The sequence below is a fragment of the Mesomycoplasma ovipneumoniae genome, assembly GCF_033343935.1.
GTDB lineage: Bacteria > Bacillota_I > Bacilli_A > Mycoplasmatales > Metamycoplasmataceae > Mesomycoplasma > Mesomycoplasma ovipneumoniae_G.
The window spans coordinates 25647-39973 of sequence record NZ_JAWPGQ010000003.1 but is presented as its reverse complement, the minus strand read 5'-3'; the positions used below and the strand labels follow the sequence as shown (position 1 = coordinate 39973).

5 protein-coding genes and 1 pseudogene are annotated in these 14327 nt (G+C 27.5%); 5 read left to right on the top strand and 1 reads right to left on the bottom strand.

The window, feature by feature from the left end; genetic code table 4:
- Positions 1-142: 142 nt before the first annotated feature.
- Positions 143-4135: a ZmpA/ZmpB/ZmpC family metallo-endopeptidase gene (locus R7X45_RS01020; RefSeq protein WP_318055587.1), complete on the top strand. Its 3993-nt coding sequence runs from the start codon at positions 143-145 to the stop codon at positions 4133-4135.
- A gap of 795 nt (positions 4136-4930) precedes the next feature.
- Positions 4931-8881, top strand: a complete 3951-nt coding sequence (locus tag R7X45_RS01015) for a ZmpA/ZmpB/ZmpC family metallo-endopeptidase (RefSeq protein WP_318055586.1) — start codon at positions 4931-4933, stop codon at positions 8879-8881.
- An 826-nt stretch (positions 8882-9707) separates the two neighbouring features.
- Here the strand turns inward: R7X45_RS01015 and R7X45_RS01010 are convergent.
- The gene (locus R7X45_RS01010) at positions 9708-10889 is read right to left on the bottom strand and encodes an Mbov_0400 family ICE element protein (RefSeq protein ID WP_318055585.1); all 1182 of its coding nucleotides are present in this window, start codon (positions 10887-10889) and stop codon (positions 9708-9710) included.
- A 90-nt stretch (positions 10890-10979) separates the two neighbouring features.
- Here R7X45_RS01010 and R7X45_RS03750 point away from each other — a divergent pair.
- The 3 genes and pseudogenes from R7X45_RS03750 to R7X45_RS01000 all read left to right on the top strand — a co-directional run.
- A pseudogene (locus R7X45_RS03750) lies at positions 10980-11054 on the top strand (transposase); the annotation flags it as partial.
- A 193-nt stretch (positions 11055-11247) separates the two neighbouring features.
- Positions 11248-12714 carry a hypothetical protein gene (locus tag R7X45_RS01005; RefSeq protein ID WP_318055584.1) on the top strand — a complete coding sequence of 489 codons (1467 nt, stop codon included), beginning with the start codon at positions 11248-11250 and terminating at the stop codon, positions 12712-12714.
- Positions 12715-12728: 14 nt separating this feature from the next.
- Positions 12729-14174: an LlaJI family restriction endonuclease gene (locus tag R7X45_RS01000; RefSeq protein WP_318055583.1), complete on the top strand. Its 1446-nt coding sequence runs from the start codon at positions 12729-12731 to the stop codon at positions 14172-14174.
- The last annotated feature ends 153 nt before the right edge of the window (positions 14175-14327 follow it).

Below are 14327 nucleotides of genomic sequence, written 5' to 3'. Positions count from 1 at the left end.
CAAATTTACGGTGAAAATAAAGGGGTTATAATACAAAAATAGCTAGTAAAAATAAGGATTTTTTTAACTTTTATATTTGTACAATTCTTACATTTCTATGTTACAATTATGTATAATTGGTTAAATTTTTTGGGGGGAAATTATGAAGCAATTTCTTTTACTAAAAAAAGTTAGTTCTAGTTTAGTTTTCCTATCATTATCACCAATAGTTATTATCACGGCTTGTAAAAGTGAAGTGGATAAAAAACCTGATACTTCTAAGAATGAAAATTCTAAGAGTGATTCTGGGAGCGATACTTCTAAGAATGATCCTAAAAACGATACTTCTAAGAGTGAAGATTCTAAAAAAGATCCTAAAAATGAAGCTAAAATTGATGCGGATAATCAAGAACCAATTATTCCAAGCCAGGAAAATAATTCAAATCTAGAAAACACGGAACAAAATATTAATGTTTCTTCTATTTTTGAGGATAAAACCTTTTTAGAAAACAAGCAAGCTAAAATTGATAGTGTTTCTTTAAAAATAGATGGGTCAAAAATTGAATTTAAAAATATAAATTCTGCAAATTTATACCATTTTAACAGTCAAGGTAAATATGTAAAACTACTTTCAGTCGATAATTTAGATTCAGATTTAACAAACTATAAAATCAAATTAGATTCAGAAGATTTGCAAAAAAATGTCTGATTGAATATAAAATCTGTTGAAGATCAAGGCAATTATTATAAATTCATTGGTGAATTTGGCCAAAATTTCATAAATATTTTAAATAACGGTACTGTTAGTTCTACTTTTGATATTTATATTCCTAAAACCAAAAATAATTTAGGTGCAATCACGACTTTTGAACAATTAATTAGTCAAATTCGTGCAAATCCCTCTGGAAATTTTAAATTAGCAAATGATATTTCTGCAGAAAGTACAGAAATAGGTCACAATTCTACATCATATTTAGAAAATGTTTATTTTTCTGGAAGTCTAGAAAGTCTTGAAGGTAAAAATTTTACTATTTACGATTTAGAAAAGCCGCTTTTTGACAATTTAAATAATGCCACAATCCAAAATATTAATTTTAAAGGCCTCAAAGTTAAGTCAATAAATAATTCCCAATTTGCAGTTGGGGCAATTGCAAATTCTTCATCGGGTTCAACAATTAATAACGTTCATCTTTTTGGCGATGTTAAAGGTCCAAAAATCGTAGGCGGAATTGTCGGTGTGCTTGATAATAATTCTATTATTAAAAATTCAAGTTTTCATGGAAATATTTATTCTTCCCAATCTGCAGGTGGTCTTAGCGGTATAGTAACAAGAGGGAGCTCAATTGAGAATTCTTACGGAAATATAAGCATCACCTCTAAACTAATAAATTCCGATAAAATTGGCGGAATTGTTGCTGAATTAGGTGTGAATTCGTCATTAAAAAACATTGTAATTGAAGGAAATGTTTTAAATAGTGGCCTTGACAAATTTGCTAATTCTGGCGGATTAATTGGTTTGGTTTCGACAAACGGGACTCCAGATTCTCCTGATAATGGAAGAGTTGAAAATATTTATGCAAAAATAAATTTTTTTAATGCAAAGCCAATTTTTGGTAACTTTTATAAGTCAAGTTTTTTTGACTATGAAAAAGTGTTTAAAAATATAAACTTTGTTAATAATGCTGATAATGAAAGTTTTGATTGACTCAATATAATTGATGAAAATGCTTTTGATCAGACGGCAAAAAAATGGAAAAATTTAAAAAATTTAAATAATGAAAATATTAAGCTAAAAACTTTAAATTTTTCCTATTTAAACGGATATCAATCTGATTTTAGCATTGCTTATGCAAATTTTGCAAAACTTTTGCCATTTTATGATCGTTATACAATTATGAATTATGCACATAAATTGGATAAAAACTCTAACCTTTACAGAAAAAATTTACTTGGATTTGAATTTTATGACAGTAAAAATTTAGTAAAAAATCTTGCCAGCGAAAAATCAAAGGTAAACAAACTAAGTATTTACTTTGGTGATGGCCAAAAAGAAGATTTCAAAATAGACAGTTTTAAGCAAAATGATAACGGAATCATTGACTTTTCTTTTGAAAATAATGGTGTTAAATTTATTGTTCATCCAAATATTTTAATATCTGATAAAAAAACTGAATTAGTTTCTGGATTGATAAGTCTTTTAAAAAATATCAATTTATCTGATAATTCAATTTTTGATACACAAAATAATTTTGTTGATAGCAGTCCGATAAAAGAACAACTTTTTATTGACCAACATGAGACTAAAGTTAAAAATGACTTGGAAAATATAATTAATTCAGTTTCAAATAATATTGATATTTTTGATCTAAGTGACACTAAATTTACTGAATTTTATAAAAAAGAATTAGAAAAAGAGAAAAATTCTATCTATATTGGTTTAAATTATTTGTACCGTTGATACTCAATTTCGGATTTTAAAGATAAATTATTGTACTCACTAGGAATTTATGGAAAATCAAATGATAGTCTATCTTTATTAAAAGACATTGGAAAATTGGACTTTATTAATCTAAAAGCTAACAAAACTGCAAATGGTTATCGCGATGCTTTTTCAAAATATTTAAAACCAAAATCAGTTGGCGATTTTATTGAATATAACTATAATTTATTTAAGCAAGAAGACCAAACTATCGACAAATATTTTGATTCACTGACAAAAGCTTATATTACAAAAGTCGAAAGTAAATCCGATACATCAGTAAATAAGCCAATGATCGAAAGATTCAAACAAGAAGAACAAGCTAATAAACTTTTGCCACTTTTGACTATAAAAGACCAAAATACTCTTTGATTCATTTTTACAACAAATAGCAATATTTCGGGATTATTTTCCAAATATTTTTCTTCAAGCGAATCATTAAAACCACAAATCAGAGAATTTGCTGAGGCGGCTCAAGGTTACTATGATGTTTTATACCGAATTTTAAATGAAAAATCAAAAAAAACTATGCAAAATCATATAGTTGATGTTTATGATACTTTTGGACCAAAAAATGAACCTGGCGTTAAAGCTTATTCTTTGCCTGTTGGTCATTGATTATCATTAAGAAATAAGGATTATGCTGCTTTTGTTCCGGGTGAAAATAAAAAACTTATGTATTTTGATGGCACAAAAATATTAACAAAATACGCAAAATCGATATTTTCACATGAAAGTACTCATACTTTTGATAATGATATTTTGCTTGACGGATATGGGAAAAGATTTGGTCATCGGGCTGAATCTTTTGCTCGAGGAATGTTTCAGGCACCTTACAGTGACGAACCTGGAGATTTAGCCTTTAATTTTATTGAAAAATACGAAGGTGGTCAGCAACTAGTCCGTAATTCAAGTCCAGAAAGATTTAGCAATTTAGCTGATTTGGAAAAATACTATAAAAATCTTTTTGACATAATTTATCTTTTAGATTTAGCAGAAGCTGAGGCAATAATTGCCAAAAAGCCTTCAAACACTAGTGATTATAGACAAATCAAACTCGGAAGTGGGGGTTTTACAAAAAATGATATTTTATCTTGAGTTGGAAGTTCTGAATTTAATTCGATAAATTCAATTGACGATTTAGTTGACAAAAATATTGTTGGCGCGAATGTTGGAGGAGACTCGGTCAGATCATTTGGACATAATGATTACTATATAGTAAATTTCTTTAGACCATATTTTGGAATACTTGAAAATACAGAAGGAGTCTCTGGTGGACTCAATTTTAGAAGGGTTGCTTTTGAACTTCTTGCTGAAAAAGGTTATTATGATGGAATGATTCCTTATATTTCTGCCAAATCAAATAAACAAACTAATGTGCCAGAAGGACTTGTCAAAGGTAGTGATACTCATGTTTTAAAAATGATTTTCGGTGATAAATACAAATCTTTTAGTGATTTTAAAAAAGATATGTATAGGCAAAGAAAAAATAAACTCAATAAATTAAAGCCATTTAGTTTTGATTTTAGTAATAAAAAGTACGAAATAAATTCTTTTGAAGACTTAAAAACAGTTTTTATTGATAATTTTGATCGAATAACTACAATAAGAGTTGATATTCATGTTCAAATGTATAAGCAAACTGACGAGTATCGCAACTCAATATTTAATGAATAGTTAGAAGTGTTAAACTAAAAGTGATTTATTTTAAATTTGCAATGCAAATTAAAATATTTTTAATAAATTAGTCCCGAGTTTCCCAGTTTGATGTGATAATCTTAAAAAAGTGTCTGATTTTTCGTGCTTTTTAACTTAAAAAGTAAAATTATAAAATATTTAAACTACTTTTTTAGTTAAAACATTGACAAAAATCATAAAAAAACAACTACTATTTAAACTCAATGCAAATAGAAAACTCGTTTTTATTTGCAGCGAGCCTAAAAAACATATGAAGTTTTGAAAGAACAATAACCAAAAGCCCTAAATTTATAGATTTCTAAACGGTCAAATTTAAGGCATACCATCATATTTAAAAATATAATGGATAATTCGCATTTTCTGATTTTATCATGCAAAAAACATAACTAATTGCCCCTTAATTCTGATTTCTAAATTTATTAACTATTCTTAAGTGATGTTTATTATAACATAATTTTATTTTAGGCCAAGCATTTTTTTTTTTTTTTTGCAAGCATTTTTAAAATTTTTTTCATTCTAACTGTAAAAAATTAAAAAATCGCTTGTTTTCTACAAAAAAACAGGAAAATACCCTTTAAATTAGCATATTAATTTTTGGCACTTGCGAAAAAGGTGTGACAAAATGAAACAATGCAAATTTATAGTTGAAAACTAAGGACTTCTAATTCTAAAATAGCTAAAAATAAGGATTTTTTTAAACTTTTCATATTTGTGCAATTCTTATATTTCTATGTTAAAATTATTATAATTATTTAGATTTTTTGGGGGAAAATTATGAAGCAATTTATTTTACTAAAGAAAGTTAGTTCTAGTTTAGTTTTCCTATCATTATCACCAATAGTTATTATCACGGCTTGTAAAAGTGCGGTGGATAAACCTGATACTTCTAAGATTGATGAGGCTAAAAAAGATCCTAAGATTGATACTTCTAAGAGTGAAGATTCTAAAAAAGATCCTAAAAATGAAGGTAAAATTGACGCGGATAATCAAGAGCAAGTTATTCCAAGACAAGAAAATAATTCAAACCAAGAAAACACAGAACAGAATATTAATGTTTCTTCTATTTTTGAGGATAAAACCTTTTTAGAAAACAGGCAAGCTGAAATTGATAGTGTTTCTTTAAAAATAAATGGATCCAAAATTGAATTTAAAAATATAAATTCTGCAAATTTATATCATTTTAACAGTCAAGGCAAATATGTAAAGCTACTTTCAGTTGATAATTTAGATTCTGATTTAAAAAACTATAAAATCAAATTAGACTCAGAAGATTTGCAAAAAAATGTCTGATTGAATGTTAAAACTGTTGAAGATCAAGGCAATTATTATAAATTCGTTGGTGAATTTGGCCAAAATTTCATAAATATTTTAAATAATGGCACTGTTAGTTCTACTTTTGATATTTATATTTCTAAAACCAAAAATGACTTAGGTGCAATCACGACTTTTGAACAATTAATTAGTCAAATTCGTGCAAATCCCTCTGGGAATTTTAAATTAGCAAATGATATTTCTGCAGAAAGTACAGAAATAGGCCACAATTCTAAATCATATTTAGAAAATGTTGATTTTTCTGGGAGGCTAGAAAGTATTGAAGGTAAAAATTTTACTATTTATGATTTAGAAAAACCACTTTTTGACAATTTAAATAACGCTACAATCCAAAATATTAATTTTAAAGATCTCAAAGTCAAGTCAATAAATAATTCCCAATTTGCAGTTGGGGCAATTGCAAATTCTTCATCGGGTTCAACAGTTAATAACGTTCATCTTTTTGGCCATGTTAAAGGCCCAAAAACCGTAGGCGGAATTGTTGGTGTGCTAGATAATAATTCTATTATTAAAAACTCAAGTTTTCATGGAAATATTTATTCTTCCCAATCTGCAGGCGGTCTTAGCGGAATAATAACAAGAGGAAGTTCAATTGAGAATTCTTATGCAAATATAAACATCACCTCTAAACTAATAAATTCCGATAAAATTGGCGGAATTGTTGCTGAATTAGGAGAGAATTCGTCATTAAAAAACATTGTAATTGAAGGAAATGTTTTAAATAGTGGTCTTGATGAATTTGCTAATTCTGGCGGATTAATTGGTTTGGTGTCCACAAACGGAACTCAAAATTCTCCTGATGCCGGAAGTGTAGAAAATATTTATGCAAAGATAAATTTTTTTAATGCGAAGCCAATTTTTGGTAACTTTTATAAGTCAAGTTTTTTTGACTATGAAAAGTCGTTTAAAAATATAAACTTTGTTAATAATGCTGATAATGAAAGTTTTCCTTGACTCAAAATAATTGATGAAAATACTTTTAATCAAGCAGCAAAAAAATGGAAACATTTAAATAATGAAAATATTAAGCTAAAAACTCTAAATTTTTCCTATTTAAAAGGATATCAGTCTGATTTTAGCATAGCTTATGCAAATTTTGCAAAACTTTTACCATTTTATGATCGTTATACAATTATGGATTATGCACATAAAGTTAATAAAAATTCTAGCCTTTACAAAAAAAATTTGCTTGGATTTGAATTTTATGACAATGATAATTTAGTAAAAAATCTTGCCCATGAAAAATCAAAAGTAAACAAACTAAGAATTTACTTTGGCGATGGCCAAAAAGAAGATTACAAAATAGAGAGTTTTAGTGAAAATACTAACGGAATCATTGACTTTTCTTTTGAAGATAACGGTGTTAAATTGATGGTTCATCCAAATATTTTAATATCTGAGAAGAAAAAACAATTAGTCTCTGGTTTAATAGACCTTTTAAAAAATACTGATTTATCTGATAATTCAATTTTTGATACTCAAAATAATTTTGTTGATAGCAGTCCGATAAAAGAACAACTTTTTATTGACAAATATGAGACTGAAGTTAAAAATGATCTCGAAAACATAATTGATTCAATCTCAAATAATATTGATATTTTTGATTTAAATGACAATAAATTTACTGAATTTTATAAAAAAGATTTAGAAAAGGAGAAAAATTCTATCTATATTGGTTTAAATTATTTGTACCGTTGATACTCAATTTCGGATATTAAAGATAAATTATTGTACTCTTTAGGAATTTACGGTAAATCAAATGATAGTCTATCTTTGTTAAAAGACATTGGAAAATTGGACTTTATTAATCTAAAAGCTAACAAAACTGCAAATGGTTATCATGATGCTTTTTCAAAATATTTAAAACCAAAATCAGTTGCCGATTTTATTGAATATAACTATAATTTATTCAAGGAAAAAGACCAAAGTCTCGACAAATATTTTGAATCACTGACAAAAGCATATATAACAAAAGTTGAGAGCAAATCAAATACATCAGTAAATAAGCCAATGATTGAAAGATTTAAACACGAAGATCAAGCTAATAAACTTTTGCCGCTTTTGACTGTAAAAGACGAAAATGCTCTTTGATTTATTTTTACAACAAATAGCAATATTTCAGGACAATTTTCCAAATATGGTTATTCAAATGAATTATTAAAGACACAAGTCAATGAATTTGCCCAGGCAGCTCAGGGCTACTATGATGTTTTATACCGAATTTTAAATGAAAAATCGAAAAAAACTATGGAAAATTACATAGTTGATGTTTATGATAGCTTTGCTTCAAAAAATGATCCTGGTGTTAAGGCTTATTCTCTGCCTCTTGATCATTGATTATCATTAGGAAATAAGAATTATGCCGCTTTTGTTCCTGAAGGAAATAAAAAACTTATGTATTTTGATGGCACAAAAATATTAACAAAAAACGCAAAATCGATATTTTCACATGAAAGTACTCATACTTTTGATAATGATATTTTGCTTGATGGATATGGTAAAAGATTTGGTCATCGCGCTGAATCTTTTGCCCGCGGAATGTTTCAGGCGCCTTACAGTGGCGGTGGTGGAGATTTAGCCTTTAATTTTATTGAAAAATATGAAGGTGGTCAACAATTAGTTCGTAATTCAAGCCCAGAAAGATTTAGTAATTTAGCTGATTTGGAAAAATACTATAGAAATCTTTTTGACTTAATCTATGTTTTAGACTTAGCACAAGCTGAAGCGATAATTGCCAAAAAGTCATTAAACACTAATGATTACAGAAAAATCCAACTTGGAAGTGGCGGTTTTGCAAAAAATGATATTTTGACTAGAGTACAAACTTCTGAATTAAATTCGATAAATTCAATTGATGACTTAGTTGACAAAAATATTGTTGCCGAGGACGTTGGAGGTTCAGGTAGATCATTTGGACATAATAATTACTATACAGTAAATTTCTTTAGACCATATTTTGGAATACTTGAAAATACAGAAGGAGTCTCTGGTGGGCTCAATTTTAGAAGGGTTGCTTTTGAACTTCTTGCCGAAAAAGGTTATTATGGCGGGATGATTCCTTATATTTCTGCCAAATCAAATAAACAAACTAATGTTCCAGAAGGAGTGGTCAAAGGTAGTGATACTCATGTTTTAAAAATGATTTTCGGTGATAAATACAAATCTTTTAGTGATTTTAAAAAAGATATGTATAAACAAAGAAAAGATAAACTCAATAAACTAAAGCCATTTAGTTTTAACCTTAATAGTCAAAAGTACGAAATAAAATCTTTTGATGACTTAAAAAAAGTTTTTATTGATAATTTTGATCTAATAAGTACAATAAGAGTTATTATTCATGTTGAAATGAATAAGCAAACTGATGAGTATCGCCAATCAATATTTGATGAATAATTAGAAGTGTTAAACCAAAACTGATTTATTTTAAATTTGCAGTGCAAATTAAAATATTTTTAATAAATTAGTCCTAAGTTTCCCAGCTTGATGAGATAATCTAAAAAATTGTCCGGTTTTGGGGACTTTTTTAACACTCATGAATGCAAAATCTACTTATTAATCAAATAAAACAAACTAAAAAAGCTAAAATTTTAACCTAAAAGCAAAATTATGAAATTTTTAAACTACTTTTTTAGTTCAAAACACTGACAAAAACATAAAAAAATACAACTACTATTTAAACTAAATGCAAATAGAAAACTCATTTTTATTTACATTGAGCCTAAAAAAATATGTGAAGTTTTGAAAGAGCCATAATTAAAAGCCTTAAATTTATAGATTTCTAAACGGTTAAATTTAAGGCATTGGATCATATTTAAAAATATGACAAAAAATTCGCATTTTCTGATTTTTTAGCCAAAGAACATAAGTAATTCCCCCTTAATTCAATACAAAATTTATTAATTCATTCTTAGTGAGAGTTATTATAACATAATTTTTTCCTAGACCAAACATTTTTTTTTTTTTTTTACAAAAGGTTAATTTAAAATAATAAAATTAAGATTTTAGTCTCAAAAATATCCGTAAATCCGGGTATTTTTGCATATTTACATTGACTAAAAAGTGAATTTTTGCCATCGAGTTGGAGAACTCAGGATTAGTGAATAAATGCTTTTATTTTGTTTGTTTGCTTAGCTTTTTTAATATAAATTCCAAAGCTAGATCAAAAAACTGGTGAAAAATCCCGCCAATTAAGTGTCTAAGTTCCTTATTTTTCTGCTTTTTACATTTTCATTTTGAATGTTGGAACATCTTTTTTAGATTCTTCTTCTTGTTCTTTTTTTAATCTTTCTTTTTCTTTTTTTAATCTTTCAACTAGTAATCTTTTTCGATAAGTTAATTCATCTCTATATGGCTTTTGATTTTGGGTTTGTTTTTGTACTAGTTTGGATATTTCTTCATCAAGTTTATCCTCTAATTTATGATAATAAAAAACTTCAGTTAGGCCATATGCTTGTTGCATTGATTCACGAAATTGCTTAAATGATTCCGTACTTATATCCAAATCATTTTTTTTAAATCAGTCAAGCATAAATTTATAATCAGTGTCTATTAATTGATAAGCTAAATCACGGTTTTCTAACAGCGAATTATAAATAATTATAGCATCTACATTAATAGGAACTATTGGATTTGGAAGTTTTCTATATTCCCGAATAATTTCTAATGAATTTAATCCTTCTTGTATAAATTTATTTTTATTAATTCAATCAAACAAAGGATTATATATTTTTTCTTGGTTATATTTTTTTCGAGCCTTGCTTAAGGCGATTTCAAGATTTTTTAATTCAACAATATCTTTATCTTTTTTTAATTTATCTTTTAGTTCTTCGAATTCTTTAATTTTTTGGGGTTTTTTAGTTTCCTTTCTTGCTCGGTCATAGTCATGTTCTAAATGCCAATCACTAGCATATTCAACTTCAGACTTAGTTTTTCTGGTTTTTGAATCATAAGAGACTTTGGAAATTACAATAAAAGGTTGCTTGTATAATTTTAGGCATTCATAAATGTAGTCAAACATTTTTTTTACTTGATCAAATTGTAGTTCTTTTGAGTCAAGCATTTCTGTCTCTGGGTATTTTTTGGTTAGTTCCTCAAGTTGACTGCCGTGGATATAAAAAATTTGCGAACAGTCTAAATAAAAATCATTTGTAAATAACGCATTAGGTTTGTTTGATTTTGAAATCAAAACTTCACCGTCTATACGTTTTTTTAGTCTTCAATCAGTTAAACGAGCATCACGCGCTTTAATATAATAGTAATAATTGTCTTCGCTATCATGAAAAATAATTACCGGTGTTGAATTGATTCTTTGGCCAAGACTATCAAATACTAGTGTCCTTTTCAATTTAAAAGGAATTAAGTTTGCTCATTTACTATTTTTTATTCGATCTTTAATTGTCATAATTACACCTTTGATTCAAAATTTATTCTTATTAAAAATATATTATAGCAAAAAAGGCTATTTTTTTTCTAAAAATTTTAATTTAACAGAAAAAATTGAGACAAAATTAAAAAACAGTTAGAAATTATTTTCCCTAATCGCTTAAATAATGTAAAATTAGATTAGATTTCTATCTGAGAAAATCCATAAAATTTAAAACACAAAATTATGAACACTCCCGAAAACCACGCCAAAAATGATCAATTAAGAATAAAAATAGATTCATTAGGTTATTTTATGGCTAACATTGGACTGTATTCTGTTTGTTGAAAGAATATTGTCGAAAATGCAATGCAAAAATTGTAATTGGAGATATTATATGAATATTTTATATGATAAAAAGAAGAAAGAATACAAATTAGGAAATAGAAAATTCACAAAAGACGAATTTGTAGAATATATAAAGAATAATATGTTGGAAGCACCCCTTTCAAACGAAGACATATCTTTAGAAATGGATAAACAGAGCCAAGATAAAGAAAACAAAAAAGATATGGAAGATGTGTTTTTGACTTCATATAATAGTTTAATTCCTAGAAATCGTATTATCTTTGGAGCGCCTGGCACTGGTAAAAGTTATACTCTAAATAATGACTTGCAACAGCTCTTAGGAGAAAATAATCAAGATCAATATGAGAGAGTAACTTTTCATCCAGACTATTCATATGCAAACTTTGTTGGCACATATAAGCCTGTAATGGTTGATGATTCTTTCGAAAATCTTACAGTTACTGATAAATATATTCTTTCTGTATTAACAGACACAACTAAGTCAGCTCAAGAAAAGTATGACTTATTGTTTGATAAATTTAAGGTTCGCGGACTTAATAGATTACCGGTATTGTTAGGCTTATACATAGATGGGGACTTTACTATCAGAAGATTAAAAGGTACTGCTGCCACTGATAGTAATGTAGGACGAAATATTGGAATAGATATTAGACAATATGTAAACTTATATAAACCAGAATCTAGAAAAAAAGATATTTCATACCAATACGTTCCTGGTCCATTTATGAGAGTTCTTGTTAAAGCCTTAAAAAATGCGATGACCGATAATCCTAGACCTTTTGTATTGTTAATAGAAGAAATTAATCGAGCAAATGTTGCTGCAGTATTTGGTGATATTTTTCAACTATTGGATAGAGATAGTGATGGTGTAAGTGAATATAAAATTGCAACCACTAATGACATGAGAAGATATTTATCAGAACAACTAGGAGTCGAAGAATCAAAACTCGAGTCTATAAAGATACCAAATAATATGTTTATATGGGCTACTATGAACATTGCTGATCAAGGTGTATTTCCAATGGATACTGCATTTAAAAGAAGATGGGATTTCACATATCTAGGAATTGATGAGAATGATCATGCTCTACATGGAAAATATGTTATGCTTTCTGATAATAAGACACAAAAAGTTGAATGGAACAAATTGAGAAAAGCTATTAATAAATTCCTTGCTGATTGTAAAATAAACGAAGATAAACAATTAGGGCCATATTTTCTTTCTAAAGATATTATAATTCCTGAGCAAGGAGATGAAATTAATAGAGAAAAATTTATTAGTGCATTTAAAAATAAAGTGATTATGTACTTATTTGAGGATGCGGCCAAACAAAAACGGTCAAAACTATTTCAAGGGTGCTCTAATGATAGCACGAGATATTCTCAAATTTGCAAAGAATTTGAACAAAAAGGTGTTGAAATATTCAATACTGATATTGTATCAGGTTGCGATATTGAAAATGTTGAACCTAAAAATGACAACTCAGATAATTAGGGGAGGCTTTTCCTATGATCTCCGAATTTGTAAGGGAGCAAATACGCTATACTCAAAAGGAACTTTATAGCATTTTGAAATGTAATGAAGATGAAGCCATTATATTGATTAGAAAATTAAAAGAATATGGTGTCTTAAAAGCGGTAAAAGCTTCTGATAAACAAAAGAACATGAATGAACTACTAGATGAACATATAGAGATATCTGGTGTTGAAGTAGGCAAGAATGAATATTTTTATGTATTTACTTTTGTTGGAGTTATTGTTATAGCAGGTAGAGTGCTTAAGTGTTATCCAAAGTATCTATTAAGCAATAAGAATCCTACTAATGAGTTAAAACAAATAATAAAAGTTCTTGAAAAATACAATTCTTCCGAACAGATTATAAACATGTTTAATGATAGCAGTGAAAGTAGTTCATTTAATCTTTTGGCAGTAATCTTGTTTTTATTAAATGATTATTATGAAAATGGAATTTACAACAGTACAGAAGAAATTGTTGAATTCAATGGGACAGGAGAAATTCTATGGGATAAAACTATAAATGAATCATTTGCAATTTTATCAAATGAAAAACCATATTATATGGAATTACACACTCGTAAAAGAGTTGCCAATGAATTTGATTATTTTACTCGGCTTCATCAATGCATACTAACAAAGATTTCTAAAGAGTTAAAGAATGCCACTCTTCTTGATTTATTTGAAATCACAGAAGTAGATTTATCTGATGAGAAATTAGATGATTTCGGCGATGAAGATTATATTTTATATAGAATTGAAAAAGAACTAGCTGTGCAGTATAACACGAGAAAACAATTACTTTTAATGACCATATATTCTTATATAGACAAAAAAGGCAGTCTTGATGATATTGATTGCTTATCTTTGTTTGGAACTAATAATTTCAATTTGGTTTGGGAAAAGATTTGTTCACACATTATGAACAATCAATTGGAAAATAGTTTGGGTGCTTTGAATCTTCCAGTGCTTTTAAAAGATGGTTATGATAAAAAGAAAAAATTAATAGATTTAATTGAAAAGCCTTTATGGACTATTACAGGCAAAGAGGCGAAAAATACTTTAATACCAGATTTAGTATCCATCTTTCAAAATGATGGTAATTATGAATTTATTATATTTGACGCAAAGTATTATAACGCACATTTGGAATACGGAATTACACCAAGTGGACAGCCAGGAATAGAATCAATTACAAAACAATATTTATATCAATTAGCTTATCAAAAATTTATAAATGATCATGAGTTTTCAGCAGTTAAGAATTGTTTTCTTCTACCTTCAGAAAATGATTCTATCGAAAATAAAGGTGAAGTAAAACTTGAAATGATGGAAAATATTGGATTGCAAAATGTTCAAGTAAGATTTATTCCTGCAGTAATGGCTTATGATCTATATCTGACAGAAAGAAAAATGGATTTTAATCTTCTAAATCTATAAAAATATGTTAGCAAACTGTAAAATAGAGAATCTGTAAAATTTAAGTGTGTTATGCACGCAAAAGTGCTTGCATTTTGCTTGATTGTAAGTTCAAGCGCAACACAAAATAATGTAAAAATAATTGCGTGGCAGAATTTTTTTGTTTCTATTATT